Origin of the sequence: Yersinia sp. 2540 StPb PI, from assembly GCF_052217165.1 — a bacterium.
Lineage (GTDB): Bacteria > Pseudomonadota > Gammaproteobacteria > Enterobacterales > Enterobacteriaceae > Yersinia > Yersinia enterocolitica_E.
Window position 1 is genome coordinate 4,001,791 of record NZ_JAZGQC010000001.1, and the last position, 25,336, is coordinate 4,027,126.

Consider the following 25,336-nt stretch of genomic DNA (forward strand, 5'->3'; position numbering starts at 1 on the left):
CCTTGATGCCTATTGCTTCATATCTTCAACGCCAGTGGGTTCGCGCCCTACTGGCGCTATTTTTTGGTGCCTGCGGTACGCTGGCCTATTCACCGTTTGATTACTGGCCGGCAGCCATTGTTTCACTGTTTGGCTTACTCAGTCTAACCCTGAACCGTAATACCCGACAGTCCGCCTTTATTGGCTTTTGTTGGGGAATGGGGCTATTCGGTAGCGGTATTAACTGGGTCTATGTCAGTATTTCCGAGTTCGGCGGAATGCCAACGGCAATCAATATTTTCCTGGTGGTACTACTGGCGGCCTACCTATCGCTCTACACCCTGCTATTTGCCGGTGTGTTAGCGCGTCTCTGCCCAAAAGCGACATGGTGGCGGCTAGCGATTGCCGCACCGGTTGTATGGCAACTGACAGAATTCTTACGCGGCTGGGTGTTGACCGGCTTCCCGTGGCTGCAATTTGGCTACAGCCAGATTAATGGCCCGCTGCGTGGGATTGCCCCAATACTCGGGGTTGATGGTATCACCTTTGTACTGATGGCAATCAGTGGATTACTGGTCTACGCCTGCTATCAGCGCCGGGTGACTGCGGCAATAGTGGCGATGGCACTGTTATTGTTACCATGGCCACTGCGCCAAGTGCATTGGTTCACGCCAGAGCCGGAACGCGCTGTCAATATCGCCATGGTGCAAGGTAACATTGCTCAGTCCATGAAGTGGGACCCTAAAGTCCTGCTTTCGACCCTGCAAGTCTATCTGGATGAAACTCGCCCATTTATGGGCAAAGCGCCGATCATCATCTGGCCGGAATCTGCCATTCCTGATATTGAAACCGATCAAACCGGCTTCCTGACAATGGTTGATGATCTGATGCGAGCCAATCATAGCAGCTTGATCACAGGGATTGTCGATGCCCAGCGCCGGCCTGAAGGTCAGGGGTATCATTTCTTTAATAGCGTCATCGTCTTAGGCGATAAAGAACCGTATCAATATCCGAGCCGAAACCGTTACAGCAAACACCATCTGGTCCCATTTGGTGAATTTGTGCCGCTAGAATCCTTACTGCGTCCGCTGGCACCGCTGTTTGACCTACCGATGTCAACGTTCAGCCGTGGCAGTTATGTGCAACCATCGCTCAAGGTGGCAGGATATAACCTGACTGCGGCTATTTGTTATGAAATCGTGTTAGGCCAGCAGGTACGGGATAATTTCAATCCTGATACTAATTTCCTGCTGACCGTCTCGAATGATGCCTGGTTCGGCCACTCAATTGGGCCATGGCAACATTTCCAGATGGCACGGATGCGCGCGCTTGAATTGGGTCGCCCTCTGCTGCGTAGTACCAATAACGGTATCACTGCGGTGGTTGGCCCGAGCGGTGAAGTGCTCGCCCAGATTCCGCAATTTACCCAACAGGTGTTAGAGGCCAAAGTTACACCAACAACGGGCGTCACCCCCTATGCCCGTTTGGGTTCATGGCCGATGTGGATTATCACGCTGGTGCTTGGCGCCCTCACGCTGTACCGCGCGATCCGTAATCGTTCTGATAACAAATAACATAATATGTGGGCATGTTATCTGCATGCCCGTTAATCTTGAGAGCCTTATGTCACTGAAGCCTGAATTTATCCTCACCAGCGAAGCACAACTCAGCGAGCACTACGCCGCCCCCTTTGAAACCGTGTTGAAGAAACAGATAGATCACATTGATGATTATGCTAAAAAACTCATCGCGGCAGCCCCCTTCGCCGTACTGGGTACCCTCGGCGCCAATGGGATCGACTGCTCACCCAAAGGTGGGGAACCGGGTTTTATCCATGTACAGGACAGTAAAACCCTGATGCTACCAGACCGCCCGGGGAACAACCGCCTGGATGGTATCCGCAACCTGCTGCATAACCCCGCTATCGGTATCTTGTTCCTGATCCCCAACTGGGACGAAGGTTTTCGGGTGAATGGCCGAGCTAAGATTTCGGTCGATCCTGAACTGTGTGAGCACTTTAGCCAAAATGGCCACCCCGCCCGCAGTGTGTTAGTGATCGAGGTTGATGAAGTGTTTATTCATTGTGGCCGCGCGATTACCTTTGCCAAGCTGTGGAATCCAGAAAAACACGCCGCAAAAGAGACCATTCCGACAGCATTGGATGTGTTTAAGGCCCATTTGGCTATCAACAACCAGCAATTAGGCTAACTGGCAGTAAAGCCGCTGTTTGGCGGCTGATTAATACCCGCAACTCCCCGTGGGTATTCTATAGCTCTCAATTTGTAGAGCTATTATCCTCATCTCTTCGCCGCGACTGGCACAGACCTTGCATTGTTTCTAACCATTATGTGTTAACTCTCGGCCAATGCCCGCCAATCTTTTAGCCGTGGTCGGGGATTACCGCAACAAGTAGGGAACACAGCGTTTCAAATGCGGGATCACGATTATTTACACGCTCGTTTATAGGGCATAGCCCGCACCATAGAAGTGCATTGCTGTTTTATTGCCTCTATTTGGTGCGATTTGCGTCCCAAAAAACAAACATTTATTCATCATTCGCATAACATTTGGCTATTTTTTAAAGATAATCTGATACAAGTAACAGCGAAAACCACGTACCGGCCAACAAAACATCGGTGGTTGTACCGCTGAAACGAAACAAAACGATTTCTCGCCTGACGAGATTTAGCAACAACGTATTTTTAGCATCACAACATCAAGTAATAAAACAACAGCAAAGGAGTTGGACCATGCATATGCGTAAATTGGCGTTAGCGCTACTGTTAGCTGGGATGGCAAGTGGCGTAGCCCAAGCAGAAGAAGCGGCAGCACAACCCGCAGCGAAAGCTGAAGCCCAGGCTGATACTCTGAAAAAGATTAAAGACAGTGGCGTTATCGTAGTGGGTCACCGTGAATCTTCCGTTCCCTTCTCTTATTACGATAATCAGCAGAAAGTTGTTGGTTACGCACAAGATTATTCTAATCTGATCATTGATGCAGTTAAGAAAAAACTTAATGCTCCAGACTTACAGGTCAAACTGATCCCAATCACCTCGCAGAACCGTATTCCACTACTGCAAAACGGCACCTTTGACTTTGAGTGTGGTTCCACCACCAATAATCTGGAGCGTCAGCAACAAGCGGCGTTCAGTAATACCATTTTTGTCGTCGGTACCCGTTTACTGACCAAAAAAGGGTCTGAAGTTAAAGATTTCAAAGATTTGGCCGGTAAAGCAGTGGTTGTAACTTCAGGTACTACATCTGAAGTTCTGCTGAATAAACTAAATGAAAAAGACAAAATGGATATGCGCATCATCAGCGCCAAAGACCACGGTGACTCTTTCCGCACCTTGGAAAGTGGCCGCGCAGTGGCCTTTATGATGGATGATGCTCTGCTAGCCGGTGAGCGAGCCAAAGCCAAGAAACCAGACCAATGGGATATCGTCGGTACTCCGCAGTCTCAGGAAGCTTACGGCTGTATGTTGCGCAAAAATGATCCGGCCTTTAAAGCCTTATTGGATGAAACCATTGCCAGTGCACAAACTTCTGGTGTGGCTGAAAAATCATTCGATCGCTGGTTCAAAAACCCAATTCCACCTAAAAATCTTAACCTGAATTTCTCACTGTCTGATGAAATGAAGGCGCTGTTCAAAGCACCTAACGATAAAGCATTGAACTAACAATAATAATCAGGGCGGGCGGTTGCCTGCCCGATTCGATTGATGATGGGCCGATTGGGATACAGGAAATGAATGCGGGGTGGCCGTTCCCCACTCCGCATTTTTTTGTGAGTCCTCAAGGTCGCCACGCATTAAATCATCAGTCATCAGGATGGCTTATCCATCCTTTTAAGGGAGTTTGTTATGTCAATAGACTGGAACTGGGGCATCTTCTTGCAACCTGCCCCCTTCGGCAATACCACCTACCTCGGCTGGATCTGGTCCGGCTTTCAAGTCACCGTCGCTTTATCACTGTGCGCCTGGGTGATCGCGTTTTTTGTCGGTTCACTGTTTGGTATTTTAAGAACCGTGCCCAATCGAGTCCTGTCAGGGATTGGGACCTGCTACGTTGAGCTGTTTCGTAACGTACCCTTGATTGTGCAATTCTTTACCTGGTATCTGGTGGTACCTGAACTGTTGCCAGTTGATATTGGCATGTGGTTTAAAAGTGAACTTGACCCGAATATACAGTTCTTTCTTTCATCGATGCTTTGCCTTGGCTTATTTACCGCAGCACGTGTTTGTGAACAAGTCCGTGCCGGGATTCAGTCACTGCCTCGAGGCCAGAAAGCAGCGGGTTTGGCTATGGGGTTGACCCTGCCACAAACCTATCGCTATGTGTTACTGCCCAATGCTTATCGGGTGATCATTCCCCCGATGACCTCAGAAATGCTCAACCTGGTAAAAAACTCCGCCATTGCTTCAACAATCGGATTGGTCGATATGGCCGCTCAAGCAGGTAAATTGCTGGATTATTCAGCTCACGCCTATGAGTCCTTCACCGCCATCACTCTTGGTTATGTACTGATCAACGCCGTGATCATGCTGTTGATGCGATTAGTTGAGAAGAAAGTGCAGTTACCCGGCAATCTGGGGAGTAAATAATGTACGAATTTGATTGGAGTTCTATCGCCCCCAGCATGCCCTATCTGCTGCAAGGGTTAGTGGTCACCGCCAAGATAACCATTACCGCTATCGTATTTGGCATTATCTGGGGGACGGTTCTGGCGGTCATGCGCTTGTCGCCGATTAAAGCCATCAGTTGGTTTGCAACTGCCTATGTCAACGTGTTCCGCTCTATTCCGTTGGTGATGGTGCTGCTGTGGTTTTATTTGGTTGTCCCGAGCTTATTACAAAATGTGCTGGGCTTATCACCAAAAACTGATATTCGGTTAATCTCAGCCATGGTAGCCTTTTCGCTGTTTGAAGCGGCCTATTACTCGGAAATTATCCGCGCCGGGATCATGAGTATTTCCCGTGGGCAATCCTCTGCTGCGCTGGCATTGGGCATGACCCATGGGCAGTCAATGCGGCTGGTTATCCTGCCCCAGGCTTTCCGCGCAATGGTGCCGCTCCTGTTAACTCAGGGGATAGTGTTATTTCAGGATACTTCACTGGTGTATGTCCTTAGCCTGGCCGATTTCTTCCGCACCGCCACCACCATTGGCGAGCGGGACGGTACTCAGGTCGAAATGGTGCTGTTTGCCGGTTTGGTTTATTTCGTTATCAGCATTGCCGCGTCGATGCTGGTTAACTATTTGAAGAAAAGGACTGTTTGATGATTTCCCTGAAAAATGTTTCTAAGTGGTACGGCCACTTTCAGGTGCTGGCTGACTGCACCACCGAAGTTAAAAAAGGTGAGGTTGTGGTGGTCTGTGGTCCTTCAGGCTCAGGCAAATCAACCTTAATCAAAACTGTTAATGGGCTGGAACCTATTCAAAAAGGCAGCATTACAGTTAATGGTATTGGTGTGAATGATAAAGGTACCAATCTGGCCCAACTGCGTTCCAAAGTGGGCATGGTGTTCCAACATTTCGAGCTGTTCCCACACCTGTCTATCATTGAAAATCTGACGCTGGCGCAAATCAAAGTACTCAAACGTGATAAAGCAGAAGCGCGTGAAAAGGGGTTGAAACTGTTAGATCGCGTGGGTCTTTCTACCCATGCAGATAAATTTCCTTCTCAGTTATCGGGTGGCCAGCAGCAGCGCGTGGCAATTGCCCGTGCACTCTGCATGGACCCCATTGCCATGCTGTTTGATGAACCCACCTCCGCACTTGACCCGGAAATGATCAACGAAGTGTTGGACGTGATGGTCAAACTGGCATTGGAAGGGATGACCATGATGGTAGTTACCCACGAAATGGGCTTCGCCCGCAAAGTGGCTAACCGCGTTATTTTTATGGATGAAGGGAAAATCGTCGAAGACAGCAACAAAGATGATTTCTTTAATAATCCTAAATCAGATCGCGCCAAAGACTTCCTGGCAAAAATCCTGCATTAATCATATTGCCTCCCCTGCATCCGTAGGGGAGGAATTTGCGCCTGTTCTCTTTTTACGCCCTGCGTGATTGCTTATCCGTTTTTTTGTGCGCATCCTCTGGTTAACACTGTGACTAACAAGAGGAAAAGTGATGCCCCGCTCTATTATCATTGATTGCGATCCCGGCCATGACGATGCTATTGCACTGATTCTGGCGTTGGCCTCCCCCGAACTCAACGTAGCAGCGGTTACCACTTGTGCCGGTAACCAAACTCCCGACAAAACTTTGCGTAATGCCCTGCGTATTCTGACACTGCTCAAGCGTCAGGATATTCCGGTGGCAGGCGGCGCACTCAAACCATTACTGCGCGAATTGATTATTGCCGACAATGTTCACGGTGAAAGCGGGTTAGATGGCCCCTCATTACCGGATCCAGATTTTGCCCCACAAACTGACAATGCGGTGGAGCTAATGGCGAGAATATTGCGTGCCAGCCCTCATCCGGTGACCCTTGTGGCGACAGGCCCATTGACTAACATTGCCTTGCTGCTGGCCGGTCATGGTGCTCTGACGGCCAAAATAGCGCGTATCGTCATCATGGGGGGGCCGTGATGCTAGGAAACTGGACCGCCGCTGCTGAATTTAATATTTTTGTCGACCCTGAGGCCGCTGATCGGGTATTTAAATCAGGTATTCCGATTACTATGGCCGGGTTGGATGTGACCCATCAGGCACAAGTGATGGATGAAGATATCGATCGCATTCGTCAGTTGAATAATCCGGTCGCCGACGTGGTAGCAGACTTACTGGACTTCTTCATGCTGTATCACCGCCAGGAACGCTGGGGTTTTCAAGGTGCCCCGCTACATGACCCTTGCACCATTGCCTGGTTATTGGCCCCCGAGTTATTCACTAGCATTGAACGCTGGGTCGGCATCGAAACGCGTGGTGAATACACCCAAGGCATGACGGTGGTCGATTATTACCAGCTCACAGATAATGTGCCTAATGCAGAAGTGTTGATGGGTATCGACAGGAAAGGATTTATTGATTTGCTGGTTGAACGGGTTGCCCGCTACAGCGAATAATCGAATGACACTCCGCCACTGCGGAGTGTCTCTTTTTAGCCCAAATTAATGTTAGGGCTGGAATGGCCGGCGGTTAAATTGATCATGCCCACACTTAGGGCAGAGCGGCAACACTTCAGGGGTATAGAAAGCCAGGTGATGGTGGCACTTTTCACACACCAGATTCCCTAATCCAACCACCTCACCACTGTGATACACCCCATGGTGGCTGACATCTTTAAACACTTCACGCCACTCTAGCTGTGTTTTGTCAGTGATATCCGCCAGCTCCTGCCACAGGCTCTCTTTAATCACCCGCATAAATACACTGTCAGTGAATTCGTCCTTACTCTCTTCATAACTACGGGCAAACTCCTCCAGATCGCGGCGCACCGCCTGAATGATTTGCTCAACCTCACTCCGGCTCAACTCTTCTACTGCGTCTAACCGCTGCTCGGCGCTTTCCACCAGCTTATCGATATCACGTTCACCATTTTTCAAGCGTTCAGTCAGTGATGCCACCAACTCACGATAATATTGAGCTACCTTGTTCATACTGTCTCCTCGATCCGCGATTGTGGTACAGCAAAGGTTGTTACAAAGAAAATAGTGATAGAGCCAATCTCTCGCCTGCTTATGGTTGCCCCGCTGCTGTTGTCTGCTGGTACTTACTCTGATATTAAAGCTAACGTTTATTATTTTAGCCGTAAATGACTGAAGTCACGTCATCATAAGGTTGTTACTCCCTCACTTTGATGATTTCTGCCATTCACCGCGCAGAAAAACCGTTCTGCGGGATGCTGAGTGTTGTTGCGCCTGCCGCTTATCAGCTATGCTATGCGGATCTCTCTTTATGATATGAAACAGATGATGCTACAGGCGTAGCTGTTTTTCACTATAGGACCACTGGCCGCCATGCAAGAGCAATACCGCCCAGAAGATATCGAAACGCAAGTACAGCTTCACTGGCAAGAGAAGCAAACATTTAAAGTCACTGAAGATACCAGCAAAGAAAAATATTACTGCCTATCTATGCTGCCATACCCTTCAGGACGCCTACATATGGGGCACGTTCGTAACTACACCATTGGTGATGTTATCTCACGCTACCAACGTATGCTGGGCAAGAACGTCCTACAGCCGATTGGCTGGGATGCGTTTGGCCTGCCGGCAGAAGGTGCAGCAGTTAAAAATAACACCGCACCGGCCCCATGGACTTACGACAACATCGAATATATGAAGAACCAGTTGAAACTACTGGGCTTCGGTTACGACTGGGATCGCGAGATTGCCACCTGTAAACCTGACTATTACCGTTGGGAACAGTGGTTCTTCACCAAGTTGTATGAAAAAGGCATGGTCTACAAAAAGACCTCTGCGGTTAACTGGTGTCCACAAGATATGACCGTGTTAGCCAACGAACAGGTGATCGACGGCTGCTGTTGGCGTTGTGATACCAAGGTTGAACGCAAAGAGATCCCGCAGTGGTTTATTAAAATCACCGATTACGCTGATCAGTTGCTTAATGATCTGGACACTCTGGAAAGCTGGCCGGAGCAGGTGAAAACCATGCAACGCAACTGGATTGGCCGCTCCGAAGGGGTTGATATCGTTTTCGACGTGCAAGATAGCGAAGAAAAACTGTCAGTTTATACCACCCGCCCAGACACCTTTATGGGTGTGACCTATGTAGCGGTTGCTGCCGGTCACCCACTGTCACTGCAAGCGGCTGCCACCAACCCGGCGCTGGCTGATTTTGTGGCTGAATGTCGCAATACCAAAGTTGCCGAAGCTGAAATGGCAACGATGGAGAAAAAAGGCATGGCGACCGGCCTATACGCCATCCATCCACTGACAGGTGAGAAGCTGGCTATCTGGGCCGCTAACTTTGTCTTGATGGATTACGGTACTGGCGCGGTAATGGCGGTTCCAGGCCACGATGCCCGTGACTGGGAATTTGCCACCAAATACCACCTGCCAATCAAGCCCGTTATTTTAGCCGCTGACGGTAGCGAGCCTGATTTGAGTCAGGAAGCCATGACCGAAAAAGGCACCCTGTTCAACTCCGGCGAGTTCGACGGTCTGGATTATGAAGCGGGCTTTAATGCCATTGCTGACAAACTGGTGGCTCTCGGTGTTGGCCAGCGTAAAGTGAATTATCGCCTGCGCGATTGGGGTGTATCACGTCAGCGTTATTGGGGTGCGCCTATCCCAATGGTGACATTGGAAGATGGCACCGTCGTGCCAACACCAGAAGACCAACTGCCGGTTATCCTGCCAGAAGATGTTGTAATGGACGGTATTACCAGCCCGATCAAGGCTAATCCCGAGTGGGCGAAAACCACCGTTAACGGGATGCCGGGCCTGCGTGAAACTGATACTTTCGATACCTTTATGGAATCATCTTGGTATTACGCACGCTACACCTGCCCACAATTTGACGAAGGCATGCTGGACCCTGCCGCCGCCAACTACTGGCTGCCCGTTGATCAGTATGTAGGCGGTATTGAACACGCCATCATGCACCTGATGTACTTCCGTTTCTTCCACAAACTATTGCGTGATGCCGGTCTGGTGAACTCCGACGAACCAGCCAAACGCCTGTTGTGCCAAGGCATGGTATTGGCTGACGCCTTCTACTACACCGGTACCAGCGGTGAACGTATCTGGGTTTCACCGGCTGATGCTATTGTCGAGCGTGATGAGAAAGGGCGGATTGTTAAAGCGACCGACGCGCAAGGCCATGAACTGGTGTATGCCGGTATGAGCAAAATGTCGAAATCGAAAAACAACGGTATCGACCCGCAAGTTATGGTAGAAAAATACGGTGCCGATACTGTGCGCCTGTTTATGATGTTTGCATCGCCGGCAGAAATGACGTTGGAATGGCAGGAGTCTGGCGTTGAAGGGGCTAACCGCTTCTTAAAACGTGTCTGGCGTCTGGTGTTTGAAAGCACTGCCAAAGGTGCAACTGCGCCGCTGGATATTGCCAGCCTGACAGAAGAGCAAAAATCACTGCGTCGTGATCTGCACAAAACGATTGCCAAAGTCACTGATGACGTGGGCCGCCGTCAAACCTTCAACACCGCCATCGCTGCGGTGATGGAGTTGATGAACAAGCTGGGCCGTGCACCTCAGGAAACTGAGCAAGATCGTGCTCTGCTGCAAGAAGCATTACTGGCAGTGGTACGTATGCTTTATCCATTCACCCCGCATGTTTGCTTCAGTTTGTGGCAAGCTCTCGGTGGTGAAGGTGATATCGATACCGCACCATGGCCAATTGCTGATGAACAGGCGATGGTCGAAGACTCTAAATTAGTAGTCGTACAGGTTAATGGTAAAGTGCGTGGCAGAATTACTGTGCCTGCCGATGCCACTGAACAGCAAGTTCGCGAACGCGCTGGTCAAGAGCACCTGGTGGCTAAATACCTGGATGGGGTTACTGTGCGTAAAGTAATCTACGTCCCTGGCAAACTGCTTAACCTGGTTGTAGGTTAAGACAAGGAGGAGTTGTGCGACATCGTATTCTGACATTGTTGCTGGGGTTAGCGGTGCTGGTCACCGCTGGCTGTGGCTTTAATCTGCGAGGCACCACTCAGGTGCCACCTGAACTGCAAAAACTGTTGCTGGAAAGTAGTGACCCTTATGGCCCGTTAACCCGAGCTGTACGTCAACAGTTGCGTTTAAGCAATGTCACCATTGTTGATGACCCGATGCGTAAAGACTTACCCGCCTTGCGGATCCTTGGTTCATCAGAAAATCAGGATACCGTGTCAATCTTCCGCAACGGGGTAACGGCGGAGTATCAGTTAGTGTTGCATGTGCAGGCGCAGGTATTGATACCGGGCCATGATATTTACCCATTACGGGTTAATATCTTCCGCACATTGTTCGATAACCCGTTAACAGCGCTCGCCAAAGATGCTGAAGCTCAGGTTCTCCGTCAGGAAATGCGTGAACAAGCCGCTCAGCAGTTAGTGCGTCAGCTTCTGACCGTACATGCTGCAGAAGTCAAAAATGCGCAAGAAAATGGTGACAAGCCGGTTGGCAATAATACAGCAACAGGCGCCGCCAAGATGGCAGAAACTAAAGAAATCAATATTGGCAAACCCGCAGTCAGTACCCCGGCCCAATGATCCGAGTCTATCCTGAACAACTTGTCGCGCAGCTCCATGAGGGGCTGCGCGCTTGCTATCTGTTATGCGGCAATGAGCCATTGCTGTTACAAGAAAGTCAGGACCACATTCGTCGGGTAGCAATAGAGCATGATTTCACCGAACATTTCAGTTTTGCGCTGGATACTCATACCGAGTGGGACAATATCTTTAGTCTTTGTCAGGCACTCAGTCTATTTGCCAGCCGCCAGACATTGACGCTGAGCTTCCCTGACAGTGGTTTAACCGCACCAATGAACGAACAATTGGTCAAGTTATCGGGCCTGTTACATCCAGATATTTTATTGATTTTGCGCGCAAATAAACTAACCAAAGCACAAGAAAACAGTGCCTGGTTTAAAGCACTCGGTAGCAATGGCGTATTGGTCAGTTGCCAAACGCCGGAGCAGGCACAACTGCCACGTTGGGTCAGTACACGGGCCAAAAGCCTGAATCTGGAGGTCGATGACCCCGCCATTCAACTGCTTTGTTACTGCTACGAAGGCAATCTGCTGGCGCTATCACAAGCTTTGGAACGGTTATCGTTGCTCTACCCTGACGGTAAACTGACGCTGCCTAAAGTTGAGCAAGCGGTCAATGATGCCGCGCATTTCACCCCTTACCACTGGCTCGATGCTCTAATAGCAGGCAAAAGCAAACGCGCCTGGCATATCCTGCAACAATTGCAGCAGGAAGAGAGTGAACCGATTATTTTGCTGCGCACCTTACAGCGAGAACTGCTCTTGCTGCTAACGCTAAAGCGCCGCATGGATCAGGTGCCACTGCGCACGCTATTTGATCAATTAAAAGTGTGGCAAAATCGCCGGCCCATGATGACACAGGCTCTGCAACGCCTTTCGCTGCCACAATTGCAACAAGCCGTTCATTTGCTGGCACAGATAGAAGTTCGCTTGAAACAGGATTATGGTCAGTCAATTTGGCCTGAATTAGAAACGCTATCTATGCTGATGTGTGGCAAAATATTACCTGAGAGCTTTTTTGATGCCCAATAAATCCCCGACTCGCGCCCTACATGCCCTGTTCGGCGGTACCTTTGACCCCATTCATTACGGCCACTTGACGCCGGTTGAAGCATTGGCTCAACAAGTGGGTCTGCAACATATTATTTTATTACCCAATAATGTCCCACCTCACCGCCCACAACCCGAGGCCAATGCACAGCAACGGCTGAAAATGGTGGAACTGGCGGTAGCCGGTAACCCGCTGTTCAGCGTCGACTCGCGGGAGTTATTGCGCGATACCCCCTCATTCACCATTGATACCCTGGAATCACTGCGTAAAGAACGTGGTGTTGAACTACCTTTAGCGTTTATCATTGGGCAGGATTCATTATTGTCGCTGCATAAATGGCATCGCTGGCAATCGATATTGGATGTGTGCCATTTGCTGGTTTGCGCCCGCCCTGGTTACTCACAAACGCTGGAAACACCTGAGTTACAGCAATGGCTTGATGAGCGACGGGTCTTGGATCCGCAAGCATTAAACCTGCAACCACAAGGGTTAATCTATCTGGCTGATACACCTTTATTGAATATTTCAGCTACTGATATTCGCCATCGGCGTCATAATGGTGAAAGCTGCGATGACCTGCTGCCACGTGCTGTCCAGCGATATATTGAGTTACAAGGTTTATATCGCCAAAAGAATTGAAGTTGCAGGTAGGCAGCAAGAGAATAAATCCCGATGAGCTTACTCAGGTAAGTGATTCGGGTGAGTGAACGTAGCGAACACCCCTGCGACTTCAAGTATGAAAGCGATTCGCGGCTGAGGGTTTATATCGCGACGCATTCACCCATGTTATACTCCGCCGCTAAATTTCAGGTATTCGCTGGAAACCCGATACATTATAACCGTTCATGTCAATAACTGTTTGCCGGATCACTCGCAAAACACGACCGAAGAACGTTATATACCCAAAGAACTTGGCGTTGCAGGTAGGCAGCAAGCGAACGAATTCCGATGAGCTTATTTATGTAGGGTCAACTACAGGTGAGTGATTCGAGTGAGTATGCGCAGCTAACACCCCGGCGACTTCAAGTACGAAGGGTATGGACAGAAATCACCCGAGGGGGAACCTTTGCAAGGTAAAGCGCTCCAAGAATTTGTTATCGACAAGCTCGATGACTTGAAAGGTCAGGACATTATCACTCTGGATGTTCAGGGTAAGTCCAGCATCACTGATTACATGATCATCTGTACCGGGACTTCTACCCGCCATGTTATGGCGCTGGCAGACAATCTGGTGCAGGAATCCCGTGTTGCAGGCATGATACCGCTGGGCGTAGAAGGCCAGGGTGTGTCTGACTGGGTTGTTGTGGATTTAGGCGAAATCATTGTGCATGTCATGCAAGAAGAAAGCCGCCGTCTGTATGAACTGGAAAAACTCTGGAGCTAAGCGGTGAAACTGCAACTGGTGGCTGTCGGCACCAAAATGCCAGACTGGGTGCAGACAGGTTTCATGGATTACCTGCGCCGCTTTCCCAAAGATATGCCCTTCGAGCTGGTAGAAATACCGGCCGGTAAGCGGGGCAAAAATGCGGATATTAAACGCATTTTGGAAAAAGAAGGCGAACTGATGCTGGCGGCGGTTGGCAAGAATAACCGCATTGTCACGCTGGATATCCCAGGCACTCCCTGGGAAACACCACAATTGGCTCAGCAATTAGAACGCTGGAAGCAGGACGGCCGTGATGTCAGTCTGCTGATTGGCGGGCCGGAGGGATTAGCCCCAGCCTGTAAAGCTGCCGCAGAGCAGAGCTGGTCGCTCTCTGTGCTTACGCTACCCCATCCTTTAGTGCGTGTTTTAGTGGCTGAAAGCCTCTATCGCGCCTGGAGTATTACGACCAATCACCCTTATCACCGGGAATAAGCGGCGATGAACCTGAGTAAAGTGATGGCTTTGAGTAACGTGTTGGTTTTGGACAAGATGAAGTAGCTGCGGGATGAAAAAAGAACCTAACCCTTTTCGCGACTATTCAGCTGAATCAGCCTTGTTTGTCCGCCGCGCCCTTGTGGCTTTCCTCGGTATCCTGCTGCTAAGCGGAATATTGATCGTAAACTTGTACAATTTGCAGATAGTGCGTTTCGAAGACTATCGCACCCGTTCCAATGAAAACCGCATTAAGCTGGTCCCTATCGCCCCTAGCCGCGGTATGATATTTGATCGCAACGGCACCCCGTTGGCGATGAACCGGACCATTTATCAATTAGAATTGATGCCGGAAAAAATCGAAGACCTCCCCGCGACACTCAATGCACTACGCCCGATAGTGGATCTGACGGATGAGGATATCGCTAATTTTGAAAAAGAGCGTAAGCGCTCACGCCGCTTTACCTCCATTGCCGTTAAGACCCCCCTTACCGAGGTGCAGGTCGCCCGTTTCGCCGTTAACCAATTCCGCTTCCCCGGTATTGAAGTCAAAGGCTATCAACGCCGCTTCTATCCCTATGGTTCAGCCCTGACTCACGTTATCGGTTATGTATCGAAAATTAACGATAAAGATGTCGAACGGTTGGATAAAGAAGGCATTCTGGCTAACTATGCCGCAACCCACGATATAGGCAAGCTGGGTATTGAGCGCTATTATGAATCCGTATTACACGGCAAAACCGGTTATGAAGAAGTTGAAGTCAATAACCGTGGCCGGGTGATCCGCCAGCTACATGAGCAGCCGCCGCAGGCCGGTAAAGATATTTACCTGACGCTTGATTTACACCTGCAAACCTATATTGAAAAACTGCTGAGTGGCAGCCGCGCCGCAGTGGTGGTCACGGACCCACGCACCGGCGCTATCTTAGCCTTGGTATCGAACCCAAGTTATGACCCGAACCTATTTGTCGATGGGATCTCCAGCAAAGATTATCAGGGGTTGTTGAACGATCCTGACCGCCCGCTGATTAACCGTGCCACTCAGGGTGTCTACCCCCCTGCGTCTACCGTAAAACCTTATATTGCCGTTTCTGCCCTGAGTGCCGGTGTTATCACCAAAAATACCAGCTTGTTTGACCCTGGCTGGTGGCAACTGCCTGGCTCAGAAAAACGCTTTCGCGACTGGAAAAAATGGGGTCATGGTCGGTTGAATGTCACCAAGGCGCTGGAAGAGTCGGCGGATACCTTCTTCTATCAGGTTTCCTATGACATGGGGATTGACCGTTTGTCCTCATGGATGAGTAAATTCGGCTACGGTGAATATACCGGTATCGATCTATCCGAAGAGCGCGCGGGCCTGATGCCGACCCGTGAGTGGAAACAAAAACGCCACAAAAAACCGTGGTACCAAGGGGATACCATTCCGGTGGGTATCGGCCAAGGGTATTGGACCGCCACCCCAATCCAGATGGCAAAAGCGTTAATGACGCTGATTAATGATGGGGCGGTTAAAACACCACATCTGCTACAAAGCACCCGGATTAATGGAGAGTTAGTCCCCTATCAACAAGAAGATCGCACGCAAATTGGTGATATACACTCCGGTTATTGGGAAATTGCTAAAGATGGCATGTATGGTGTAGCCAACCGCCCGAACGGAACGGGGCGTAAGTTTTTTGAAGGTACACCTTATAAAGCAGCGGCAAAATCCGGTACCGCCCAGGTGTATAGCTATGAAACCTATAATGCCCATAAAGTGGCAGAACACTTACGCGACCATAAATTGATGGTTGCGTTTGCGCCCTACGAAAATCCAACGGTATCTGTCGCCATGATTTTAGAAAATGGGGGTGCCGGGCCTGCGGTGGGGACCATTACTCGCCAAATTCTCGACCACATTTTGTTGGGTGATAACAATACTGAATTACCGGATGCGGCCCCTCTGCCTCCAGGTGTTGAAGCAGATTAATTGAAGTGGACTAAGGTAACTCATGACTGATAATCAACAAAAAGGCTCTTTGTGGTACAAAATGCACATCGATCTGCCGTTTTTGATTTGCATCCTGGCGCTGTTGGCTTATAGCGCCTTTGTGATGTGGAGCGCCAGCGGGCAAGATATCGGCATGATGGAACGCAAAGTTGGCCAAATCGCAATGGGCCTGATTGTCATGCTGGTTATGGCGCAGATACCGCCGCGCGTCTATGAAAACTGGGCACCCTACCTCTATTTCGTGTGCGTAATTTTGTTGGTATTGGTTGATGCCTTTGGCCAAATAAGTAAAGGTGCACAGCGCTGGCTGGACTTGGGTTTTATCCGCTTCCAACCTTCTGAAATTGCTAAAATTGCGGTTCCGCTGATGGTGGCTCGCTTTATGAACCGTGACGTCTGTCCGCCCTCATTGAAAAACACCGGTATTGCGCTAATTTTAATCTTTATGCCCACCTTATTAGTTGCCGCTCAGCCCGATTTGGGTACCTCTATCCTGATTGCGGCCTCTGGCCTGTTCGTACTGTTTCTCTCCGGTATGAGTTGGCGTTTAATCGCTATTGCCGCCGTATTGGTCGCTGCATTTATCCCGATATTGTGGTTCTTCCTGATGCACGGCTATCAGCGCGACCGCGTGATGATGCTGCTGGACCCGGAAAGTGATCCGCTCGGCGCCGGTTATCATATTATCCAATCAAAAATCGCCATCGGCTCAGGTGGCTTATCAGGGAAAGGCTGGCTACACGGGACTCAGTCACAACTGGAGTTTTTACCGGAACGCCATACTGATTTTATCTTTGCCGTACTGGCAGAGGAGCTAGGTTTAATTGGCGTGCTGGTACTATTAGCGCTTTATCTCTGTCTCATTATGCGTGGTTTGGTGATTGCCGCCCACGCACAAACCACCTTCGGCCGAGTGATGGTCGGAGGATTAATGCTGATACTATTTGTATATGTGTTTGTTAACATAGGTATGGTCAGTGGAATTTTACCTGTGGTTGGCGTACCTTTGCCTTTGGTCAGTTATGGAGGCTCGGCACTGATAGTTCTGATGGCCGGGTTTGGTATCGTGATGTCGATACATACTCATCGCAAAATGTTATCGAAGAATTTATAGAGGTGAGCAATGCGTAAGGAATGGCTTTGGATAGGCATCGCAGGCGTGCTGTTATCAGCATGTACCAGTCAGCCTCCGGCACCCCAGCAACAGGTGCAACAGACGTACAACGGCCCGGTTGAAGAGATTGGCGGGGCTGAACCGCGCTATGAACCCTTTAATCCTAATTTTAATCAGGATTATAAAGCCAATGGCCAGTCTTACAGCATTATTAAAGATCCACAAAACTTCACTCAGGTGGGTCTTGCCGCTTGGTATGGCGAAGAAGCTAACGGCAATACAACCGCCACTGGCGAAACGTTCGATCCTAATGCATTGACCGCCGCCCACCCTACTTTGCCCATTCCAAGTTATGTGCGCGTCACCAATGTCAGTAATGGCCGCCAGATTGTGGTGCGCGTGAATGACCGTGGCCCGTATACCCCTGGGCGAGTAATTGATTTATCCAAAGCGGCCGCTGATCGCCTGAATATTTCGAATAACACCAAAGTGAAAATTGATTTTATCAATGTCGCACCTGATGGCTCGCTGTCAGGCCCAGGTATGGTCGGTACCACCATTGCCAAGCAAAGTTATGCCTTACCAAGTCGCCCGGACTTGACCTCCAGCGGGATGGGGACGCCAGTGCAACAGGATGCACCCGCAGTAAGTGCGCCAGTGCGCCCTATCGCTAACAGTAATTTGTCTGGTGCGGATGCCACTCAACCGGTCGCGCCACAAAGTAGCGGCTTCCTGCGGGCATCGACCCCGGTACCGGCTGGCGTGTTGGAAAGCTCAGAACCTGCCGTGGATTCTGTATCCACTCAGGGTGCAGGGCCGGTGACACCACCGGTTGTTGCCAACCCCGGTCCCGTGACCTCATCAGTAGCAACAACAGGTGCTGCGACCTCTGGTGGTTATGTGGTTCAGGTCGGTGCGTTGAGTGATGCTCAACGGGCGCAAACCTGGCAGCAAAGCCTGAGCCAACGTTTTGGGGTACCGGGTAAAGTAGACACCAATGGTAGCGTGCATCGTGTCCAACTTGGGCCATTCAGTAGCCGCCAACAAGCCGTAGAACTGCAACAGCGCCTATCGAGCGAAGCTCAGCAGCAATCATTTGTGGTCGCGGCGCCTTAAAACATACATACCTTGTAGCAATTTAAGGTCTGTCAGATAAAAATAACCGTAACCCCCTGTGCAAACAGGATGTTACGGTGAAACCAATAAACGCCACACAGGTGTATAGCCAAATTTATTGGCGTTGCAGCAAGGCCGCAAATGAATGCATCCCGATGAGCATGTGATTCGGATGAGTGAGTGCCGCTAACGCCGCTACAACGTTAAGTAAGTAAGGGTATGGTATAGTGTGGCACTTTCTTAACTTACTCCCACGGATGTTGTTGTCCTGATCATGAAATATGTAACTACTTCTCGCATTATCAAGAGCCTGGCGCTCAGCACTGTTATTGTTATGAGCACAGCGTCTGCTGCAAACGCTGATGACGTCAATCTGAAAACCATGATCCCCGGCGTGCCACAGATCGACTCCGAAGCGTATGTGCTGATTGATTACAACTCCGGCAAAGTATTGGCAGAAATGAATGCTGATGCGCGTCGTAATCCGGCCAGCTTGACCAAAATGATGACCAGTTATGTTATCGGCCAAGCAATCAAAGCAGGCAAAATCGGGCCAGAAGATATGGTTACCGTGGGGAAAGATGCCTGGGCAACCGGCAATCCAGAATTCAAAGGCTCTTCGTTGATGTTTTTGAAACCCGGTGACCGTGTACCGGTTTCTAAACTGACTCGGGGTATCAATCTGCAATCCGGTAATGACGCCTGTGTCGCGATGGCTGATTATGTTGCTGGCAGCCAGGACTCATTCGTCAACCTGATGAACAACTACGTTAAAGCACTGGGCCTGCAAAATACCCAGTTCAAAACAGTTCACGGTTTAGATGCTGAAGGCCAGTACAGCTCTGCGCGCGATATGGCGCTGATTGGTCAAGCACTGATTCGCGATGTACCGGATGAGTATGCCATTTATAAAGAGAAAGAATTCACCTTCAACAATATCCGTCAGATGAACCGTAACGGTTTACTGTGGGATACCAGTTTGAATGTTGATGGTATTAAAACCGGTCATACCGATGCTGCTGGCTACAATCTGGTGGCCTCCGCTACCGATGGTCAAATGCGTTTGATCTCAGCCGTGCTGGGCGGTCACACCTATAAAGGTCGTGAAACCGAGAGTAAAAAATTACTGACCTGGGGCTTCCGTTTCTTTGAAACTGTCGCACCATTGAAAGTGGGTAAAGAGTTTGCGTCAGAGCCAGTCTGGTTCGGCGACAGTGACCGGGTGCAGTTGGGTGTTGATAAAGACGTCTACCTGACTATTCCACGTGGCCGTATGAAAGACCTGAAAGCCAGCTATGTACTGAATACCCCAGAGATTCATGCGCCACTGGCGAAGAATCAGGTTGTTGGCATGATTAACTTCCAGTTAGATGGCAAAACTATCGATCAGCGCCCATTAGTGGTGATGAATGAAGTTAAAGAAGGCGGATTCTTTAGCCGCATGGTGGACTACATCAAACTGATGTTCCACCGCTGGTTCGGTTAGTTGGCGGGCTTGAAAATCAGCAGACTATCCCCATATTATAAATAATCTGAAACTCCCGCCCCGGCGGGAGTTATAATTTTAAGGTCGGATAATTTTTTCTTTATCCTGGCACCTATCCGGCAGTAATCTGTCCGTCAACACCCCAGGAGCGCACATGAAAACTAAACTGAACGAACTGCTTGAGTTCCCTTGTTCTTTTACCTACAAGGTAATGGGCATTGCAGAACCACAGTTGGTAAACCAGGTGGTAGAAGTGGTACAGCGCCATGCTCCGGGTGATTATACCCCGCAGGTAAAACCGAGCAGCAAAGGCAACTTTCACTCCGTCTCCATCACCATTACAGCCACCCATATTGATCAAGTGGAAATCCTGTATAAAGAGCTGGCCGACCTTGAACTGGTGCGAATGGTACTGTAGTTAAGACCATATAGTTAAGACCATATAGTTAGGATCATCGAGTTAAGTCCATATTGCCTACGAGCAAGATACTTAATTTGTACCAAGCCCGCCTTATTATGGCCCGGAGCGGTTATTCACGCTCTGGGCCTTATTTTACCTTTTAACCCCATGGTTGAACCGCAAACCTGCTTTTTTAAATGTCAAAATAGTAGCCCCACACCGCTGGGCTGGTATACTGACGCCACCATTTCTGTAACCAGATGATGCCTCGCTTGCAACAACACAAGATCATTTTACGAAAGCTAGGGCTACAACCCTATGCCCCCGTATCTCAAGCTATGCATAATTTCACTGAGTTCCGTACTGACGCCACTCCAGATGAAATCTGGCTGGTTGAGCATCAGCACGTTTTCACTCAAGGTCAGGCGGGGAAAGCCGAACATGTACTGATGCCCGGTGATATTCCGGTTATCCAAAGCGATAGAGGTGGTCAGGTCACCTATCATGGCCCCGGCCAGCAAGTCATCTATGTCATGATTGACCTCAAGCGTGCCAAAATTGGTGTGCGGCAATTGGTTACCGCGATTGAGAATACCGTGATTCAGACATTGGCTCATTTTGCTATTGATTCACAAGCCCGCCCAGATGCCCCCGGTGTCTATGTCGGCCAGCAGAAAATATGCTCGTTGGGATTACGCATCCGTAGAGGTTGCTCGTTTCACGGGCTGGCCTTGAATATCGATATGGACCTGGAGCCGTTCCAACGCATAAACCCATGCGGTTATGCTGGCATGCAAATGACCCAAGTCAGTGCCTTAAAAACAGGGACAACTGTTGCTGATATCCAGCCAATCTTGGTGCGCGAATTTACCCGCCAATTAGGCTATCCGCAAGCGGAGCAGCAGCCATGGTCACTGGCAGACTATTTATCATCTGACGTATCCTAAGTTAGCCAATTGAAATCGCGGATGCCCTGACTCTTTTAATATAACCCACGTAATTGGGGGCTGAATAGGATAGGGTAATGATGATATAATTTTTAAACAATTTTCAAAAAATTTTTAACGCAAGCCATATCACGTTGAATTTAATGAAAAATCTCAAATTGAGAGATTCAGAACTGGAACCTGTACGATTATGAGTAAACCGATTCAGATGGAACGTGGCGTAAAATACCGCGACGCAGATAAAATGGCGTTAATCCCGATAAAAACCGTGGTTACCGAACGTCAGGAACTGTTACGTAAACCCGAATGGATGAAAATCAAGCTACCCGCTGACTCCAGCCGCATTCAGGGTATCAAGGCAGCAATGCGTAAAAATGGTCTGCACTCGGTTTGCGAAGAGGCATCCTGCCCTAACTTGTCAGAGTGCTTCAACCACGGAACGGCGACCTTTATGATCCTCGGCGCAATTTGTACCCGCCGCTGCCCATTCTGTGACGTTGCCCATGGTCGTCCGGTTACACCTGATGCCAATGAGCCAGAAAAGCTGGCTCAAACAATCAAAGATATGGGATTGCGCTATGTGGTTATCACCTCGGTTGACCGTGATGACTTACGCGATGGTGGCGCTCAACATTTTGCAGATTGTATCGCAGCCATTCGAGCCAAAAATCCGACCATAAAAATTGAAACATTGGTGCCTGACTTCCGTGGCCGTATGGATCGCGCGTTAGATATTTTGACTGTCACCCCACCGGATGTGTTTAACCATAATCTGGAAAACGTACCACGGGTGTATCGCCAAGTGCGACCTGGGGCTAACTATGAGTGGTCGCTTAAATTACTTGAGCGCTTTAAAGAGGCTCATCCTGATATTCCGACTAAATCAGGTTTGATGGTTGGCTTGGGAGAAACCAATGCCGAAATCGTTGAGGTTATGCATGATCTGCGCCGCCATGGAGTAACCATGCTGACGCTGGGGCAATATTTGCAACCAAGCCGCCACCATTTACCCGTACAGCGCTACGTCAGCCCGGCTGAGTTTGACGAAATGAAAGCAGAAGCTATGGCAATGGGCTTTACCCACGCTGCTTGTGGCCCGTTTGTTCGCTCTTCTTATCATGCCGATCTGCAAGCAAAAGGGTTGGAAGTAAAATAAATAAATTGGCCTGATGAGACTTTTAGGCCAATTTTATGAAATATTTAGTTACACCTTAAATGCCAGACAAACAAAAACGGATTTCCATTGGAGATCCGTTTTCTGTTATCAGACATAATAAGTTTGCTGATAATAGCTAAGCTAAAGAATTTTCATGCTGCCGCTTTCACCGGAATACCGGTTATCTCGAGCGAGGGCAATCAGTCCTTATGCTCAATTGGCGGTGCTGTTTTGGTTTCAACGGCCGTTTTAGCTTCAGCAACAGGCGTCGCCGCAGGTGCATCATCATTACCCATAGCCTTTTTAAAGCCTTTCAGGGCAGCCCCCAGATCCGCGCCCAACGTGCGCAATTTGCTGGTTCCAAACAACAACACAATCAATATGCCGACTACCAACAATTTGGTAATACTGATACCTTCCATACTCACCTTCTTGATTAGCTCTGTTCATTAAACAATGAATATATCCTTCTTACTGGATATTGCGCCAATGTGAGCACATCTCACGCCCTGAATCACTCACATGAGTCAGAATGGTGGGATTCACTCGCGAGCGACAACGCCAATGACGTTGGATATTGTTAAATAATGGCCTATTTACGAATAAATTACCGATTAAAACAACAGTAATATGTAACAGATTTCGTTAGTGAACTATGATTACTCAGAGTCTATTATCACTTATTTTGACTCATTCCGGATGAGACATTGCCGTTAACATCCCCCCAAAGCAAAAAGAAAGAGGGAGCCGCCAATTGCCTTATTCAAGTAGAATAAACACCCGTCGGTCAGGGTTAAGTTTTGCTAAAAGAACTTATTTACCTCGAGCATTTGGCTTAGGTGTAGGTATGTTTTGTGTAGGCTCAGTGCTCTACACACAGCATTCCCCATTATGGTTATGGCTGATGCTAGCTATTAATGGGTTGATATGGCCACATATTGCATTCTTGCTGGCGTTGCGGTCTGAACAACCGTTTGAGCAAGAAATAATCAACATGAAAATAGACTCTGCGTTGGGTGGCGTCTGGGTGGCAATAATGTCGTTCAATGCTTTGCCATCCATTGTTATTCTATCCATGATGAGTATGAATAATATTGCTTCCGGGGGTAAGAACATTTTTTGCAAAGGTTTAGCCTTGCAAATCTCCTGTAGTTTATTGACCGCATGGATATTTAACTTGCCCTTTGAACCTGAAACTTCCCCCATTCAGGTTTATGCTTGTTTGCCGATGATAATTATCTACCCTTCCCTACTCGGATTAGTTACCTATCGAACTGCCAAGCGTTTGGCCGAAAACAAAGAAGAGCTATTACGTATTAGTGTAAGAGATGGGTTAACTGGTTTGTATAACCGCAGACATTGGGAACACCAGTTACATAATCAATTTGACAGTTGCCGGCGCTATCAGCACGGCGCAACACTCATTTTACTTGATATTGATAACTTCAAAGCCATAAATGACACCTTTGGCCATGCTGTCGGCGATGAAGCCATTACGGTTCTTGCTGAGGAGTTATTATTAGGGCTGCGAGCCATTGATATTGTCGGTCGCTATGGTGGCGACGAGTTCGGTGCTATTTTGCCCAATACCACCGCCGAACAAACCCGCGAAGTATTAACGCGAATTCAAGAAAAACTGGCTGAATTAGCCTTTACGCAAGCCCCCACGCTGCAACTTAGAGTAAGTGCTGGCATTGCTGATTACAGGCACGACATGATTAATTATCAGCAATGGTTGAAAGCGGCTGACTCCGCACTGTACCAGGCAAAAGATAATGGTCGTAATCGTATTGAGCTGGCCAGTTAAAAACTATTCCCAATAGATTTCATAATGTAAAAAGTCAGTGTATTATTGATTCGCAAGCTCTGGAGATGACATTCCTCCATAACCGCCCTTCAAGGCTGATGATGTCTACGTAACCTTTTCATTAAGGTGCGTAGTATTGCGCCTAAGCCTTTCTGAAAAGCCCATTAATAATGACCAACTACCCCGCACTATGGGTATCCATAATGAAAGGTATTTATGTTTAATACATTACTCGCAGTATTTATTGGTGGTGGCGTGGGCAGCGTTGCTCGCTGGCTGGTCAGTATGAAGCTAAACAGCTTATCACCCCATGTCCCCGTGGGAACACTGCTGGTAAACCTGATAGGTGCTTTTATCATTGGTCTGACATTAGCGCTGTTTACCCGCATTGCACATATTGATCCCGTATGGAAGCTTCTGATTACGACAGGTTTTTGTGGTGGTCTAACGACATTTTCCACCTTCTCTGTGGAAGTGGTTTATCTCATTCAGGAAGGTAAGCTGGCATGGGCGGCGGGGACTGTTTTACTTAATCTGGCCGGGTCACTTGCGATGACGATGCTGGCCTTTATATTGGTCAATCATTTCGCGGGGCAATAATAGCGAGTAACTATAAATAGTTTAACTTTCCGGGTAGTCCATTATATTGCCCGGAAACGCGCAAGATAAAGAAAGTCGCGGGTCGGGTGGTATCGTCTTAATGTTTTCTTAATCTACGAACCGGATAATCATTTGCCAGAGAACAGTTAGCCGATGGTGGTGACTGATGTGCTGGATAACACTATGTTTGGATTACCGAAAAAACGGGCTGAGTGGCTAACAGTTATTTTTTGCCTGGTCATCACCGTGATGTTTCTCAAAGCCTATCTGTTCTAACCTTGGTGTGTTACTTCTCTCAATTCTGCTTTGTTGATTGTAAAACAACGAGTTGTGTCGTGTCGTTCAACAAAAGCACTCTTTTTACCTTATTGGTAATACCCATAAAAAACCCGCCTATAGAGGCGGGTTTTAACAAATATGGGCTACTTAGATAGCGATAACATTAGCAGCAGATGGGCCTTTGGCACCGTTCGTGATTTCAAATTCTACACGCTGGCCTTCAGCAAGAGTTTTGAAACCATTGCTAGCGATGGCTGAGAAATGAACGAAAACGTCCTTGCTGCCATCTTCTGGGGTAATGAAGCCGAAACCTTTGGACTCATTGAACCACTTAACGCTACCTTTAATCTTAGACATCAAACTTACCT

General features: G+C 48.8%; 24 protein-coding genes, 1 pseudogene and 1 riboswitch. Of the genes and pseudogenes, 22 read left to right on the top strand and 3 right to left on the bottom strand.

Annotated features, from left to right (window positions below):
• The first annotated feature begins 5 nt into the window (after positions 1-5).
• The 7 genes and pseudogenes from lnt to rihA all read left to right on the top strand — a co-directional run bounded on the left by lnt (position 6) and on the right by rihA (position 7,050).
• Positions 6-1,553, top strand: a complete 1,548-nt coding sequence (gene lnt / locus V1956_RS18625) for an apolipoprotein N-acyltransferase (protein WP_420070759.1) — start codon at positions 6-8, stop codon at positions 1,551-1,553.
• A gap of 49 nt (positions 1,554-1,602) precedes the next feature.
• Entirely contained in the window at positions 1,603-2,187 is a 585-nt protein-coding gene (locus tag V1956_RS18630; protein WP_442825462.1) for an MSMEG_1061 family FMN-dependent PPOX-type flavoprotein, read from the top strand.
• Between the two features lie 542 nt (positions 2,188-2,729).
• Positions 2,730-3,659, top strand: coding sequence for an amino acid ABC transporter substrate-binding protein (locus tag V1956_RS18635; protein WP_083159659.1), 930 nt, complete (start codon positions 2,730-2,732; stop codon positions 3,657-3,659).
• A 183-nt stretch (positions 3,660-3,842) separates the two neighbouring features.
• Positions 3,843-4,583 carry an amino acid ABC transporter permease gene (locus tag V1956_RS18640; RefSeq protein WP_372558332.1) on the top strand — a complete coding sequence of 247 codons (741 nt, stop codon included), beginning with the start codon at positions 3,843-3,845 and terminating at the stop codon, positions 4,581-4,583.
• Positions 4,583-5,257 carry a glutamate/aspartate ABC transporter permease GltK gene (gene gltK / locus V1956_RS18645; protein WP_032905734.1) on the top strand — a complete coding sequence of 225 codons (675 nt, stop codon included), beginning with the start codon at positions 4,583-4,585 and terminating at the stop codon, positions 5,255-5,257. The genes V1956_RS18640 and gltK overlap by 1 nt, the downstream gene beginning before the upstream one ends.
• A complete protein-coding gene (locus V1956_RS18650; RefSeq protein ID WP_025377565.1) occupies positions 5,257-5,982 on the top strand; it encodes an amino acid ABC transporter ATP-binding protein in 726 nt (241 codons plus the stop codon). Before gltK ends, V1956_RS18650 begins: the two co-directional genes overlap by 1 nt.
• 130 nt (positions 5,983-6,112) lie before the next feature.
• Positions 6,113-7,050, top strand: a pseudogene (rihA, locus tag V1956_RS18655) (pyrimidine-specific ribonucleoside hydrolase RihA).
• Between the two features lie 51 nt (positions 7,051-7,101).
• Here rihA and V1956_RS18660 read toward each other — a convergent pair.
• On the bottom strand, positions 7,102-7,584 hold the full coding sequence (locus V1956_RS18660) for a zinc ribbon-containing protein (protein ID WP_372558329.1): 483 nt from the start codon (positions 7,582-7,584) through the stop codon (positions 7,102-7,104).
• A 360-nt stretch (positions 7,585-7,944) separates the two neighbouring features.
• Between V1956_RS18660 and leuS the strand changes: the two genes are divergently transcribed.
• The 13 genes from leuS to lipA all read left to right on the top strand — a co-directional run bounded on the left by leuS (position 7,945) and on the right by lipA (position 22,282).
• A complete protein-coding gene (gene leuS / locus V1956_RS18665; protein ID WP_083159665.1) occupies positions 7,945-10,527 on the top strand; it encodes a leucine--tRNA ligase in 2,583 nt (860 codons plus the stop codon).
• 14 nt (positions 10,528-10,541) lie between these two features.
• Positions 10,542-11,165, top strand: coding sequence for an LPS assembly lipoprotein LptE (gene lptE, locus V1956_RS18670; RefSeq protein WP_420074304.1), 624 nt, complete (start codon positions 10,542-10,544; stop codon positions 11,163-11,165).
• Positions 11,162-12,196, top strand: a complete 1,035-nt coding sequence (holA, locus tag V1956_RS18675) for a DNA polymerase III subunit delta (RefSeq protein WP_442825463.1) — start codon at positions 11,162-11,164, stop codon at positions 12,194-12,196. Before lptE ends, holA begins: the two co-directional genes overlap by 4 nt.
• Positions 12,186-12,854: a nicotinate-nucleotide adenylyltransferase gene (gene nadD, locus V1956_RS18680; protein WP_372558327.1), complete on the top strand. Its 669-nt coding sequence runs from the start codon at positions 12,186-12,188 to the stop codon at positions 12,852-12,854. The genes holA and nadD overlap by 11 nt, the downstream gene beginning before the upstream one ends.
• Positions 12,855-13,281: 427 nt before the next feature.
• Complete coding sequence (gene rsfS / locus V1956_RS18685; RefSeq protein WP_083159674.1) at positions 13,282-13,599, top strand: ribosome silencing factor; 318 nt, start codon at positions 13,282-13,284, stop codon at positions 13,597-13,599.
• 3 nt (positions 13,600-13,602) lie between these two features.
• The gene (rlmH, locus tag V1956_RS18690) at positions 13,603-14,073 is read left to right on the top strand and encodes a 23S rRNA (pseudouridine(1915)-N(3))-methyltransferase RlmH (protein ID WP_083159676.1); all 471 of its coding nucleotides are present in this window, start codon (positions 13,603-13,605) and stop codon (positions 14,071-14,073) included.
• 73 nt (positions 14,074-14,146) lie between these two features.
• Positions 14,147-16,042, top strand: coding sequence for a peptidoglycan DD-transpeptidase MrdA (mrdA, locus tag V1956_RS18695; RefSeq protein ID WP_372558326.1), 1,896 nt, complete (start codon positions 14,147-14,149; stop codon positions 16,040-16,042).
• A 22-nt stretch (positions 16,043-16,064) separates the two neighbouring features.
• Entirely contained in the window at positions 16,065-17,177 is a 1,113-nt protein-coding gene (mrdB, locus tag V1956_RS18700) for a peptidoglycan glycosyltransferase MrdB (RefSeq protein ID WP_005182719.1), read from the top strand.
• 9 nt (positions 17,178-17,186) lie between these two features.
• Complete coding sequence (gene rlpA, locus V1956_RS18705; protein ID WP_420070758.1) at positions 17,187-18,293, top strand: endolytic peptidoglycan transglycosylase RlpA; 1,107 nt, start codon at positions 17,187-17,189, stop codon at positions 18,291-18,293.
• Between the two features lie 274 nt (positions 18,294-18,567).
• Complete coding sequence (gene dacA / locus V1956_RS18710; RefSeq protein WP_083159682.1) at positions 18,568-19,779, top strand: D-alanyl-D-alanine carboxypeptidase DacA; 1,212 nt, start codon at positions 18,568-18,570, stop codon at positions 19,777-19,779.
• Positions 19,780-19,933: 154 nt separating this feature from the next.
• Positions 19,934-20,197: a DUF493 family protein YbeD gene (ybeD, locus tag V1956_RS18715; protein WP_032905731.1), complete on the top strand. Its 264-nt coding sequence runs from the start codon at positions 19,934-19,936 to the stop codon at positions 20,195-20,197.
• 242 nt (positions 20,198-20,439) lie between these two features.
• Complete coding sequence (lipB, locus tag V1956_RS18720; RefSeq protein WP_442825464.1) at positions 20,440-21,126, top strand: lipoyl(octanoyl) transferase LipB; 687 nt, start codon at positions 20,440-20,442, stop codon at positions 21,124-21,126.
• A 190-nt stretch (positions 21,127-21,316) separates the two neighbouring features.
• A complete protein-coding gene (lipA, locus tag V1956_RS18725) occupies positions 21,317-22,282 on the top strand; it encodes a lipoyl synthase (protein ID WP_083159686.1) in 966 nt (321 codons plus the stop codon).
• Positions 22,283-22,482: 200 nt separating this feature from the next.
• Here the strand turns inward: lipA and tatA are convergent, their stop codons facing one another.
• Positions 22,483-22,704 carry a Sec-independent protein translocase subunit TatA gene (gene tatA / locus V1956_RS18730; RefSeq protein WP_372558323.1) on the bottom strand — a complete coding sequence of 74 codons (222 nt, stop codon included), beginning with the start codon at positions 22,702-22,704 and terminating at the stop codon, positions 22,483-22,485.
• 332 nt (positions 22,705-23,036) lie between these two features.
• On the opposite strand from tatA, the gene V1956_RS18735 reads away from it, so the two are divergent.
• Both V1956_RS18735 and crcB read left to right on the top strand, forming a co-directional pair.
• Positions 23,037-24,089, top strand: a complete 1,053-nt coding sequence (locus tag V1956_RS18735; protein WP_083159690.1) for a diguanylate cyclase — start codon at positions 23,037-23,039, stop codon at positions 24,087-24,089.
• A 52-nt stretch (positions 24,090-24,141) separates the two neighbouring features.
• Positions 24,142-24,204, top strand: a riboswitch (Fluoride riboswitch).
• Positions 24,205-24,305: 101 nt separating this feature from the next.
• The gene (gene crcB, locus V1956_RS18740) at positions 24,306-24,689 is read left to right on the top strand and encodes a fluoride efflux transporter CrcB (RefSeq protein ID WP_083159692.1); all 384 of its coding nucleotides are present in this window, start codon (positions 24,306-24,308) and stop codon (positions 24,687-24,689) included.
• 426 nt (positions 24,690-25,115) lie between these two features.
• Here the strand turns inward: crcB and cspE are convergent, their stop codons facing one another.
• Positions 25,116-25,325: a transcription antiterminator/RNA stability regulator CspE gene (cspE, locus tag V1956_RS18745; protein ID WP_002210315.1), complete on the bottom strand. Its 210-nt coding sequence runs from the start codon at positions 25,323-25,325 to the stop codon at positions 25,116-25,118.
• Between the last annotated feature and the right edge of the window lie 11 nt (positions 25,326-25,336).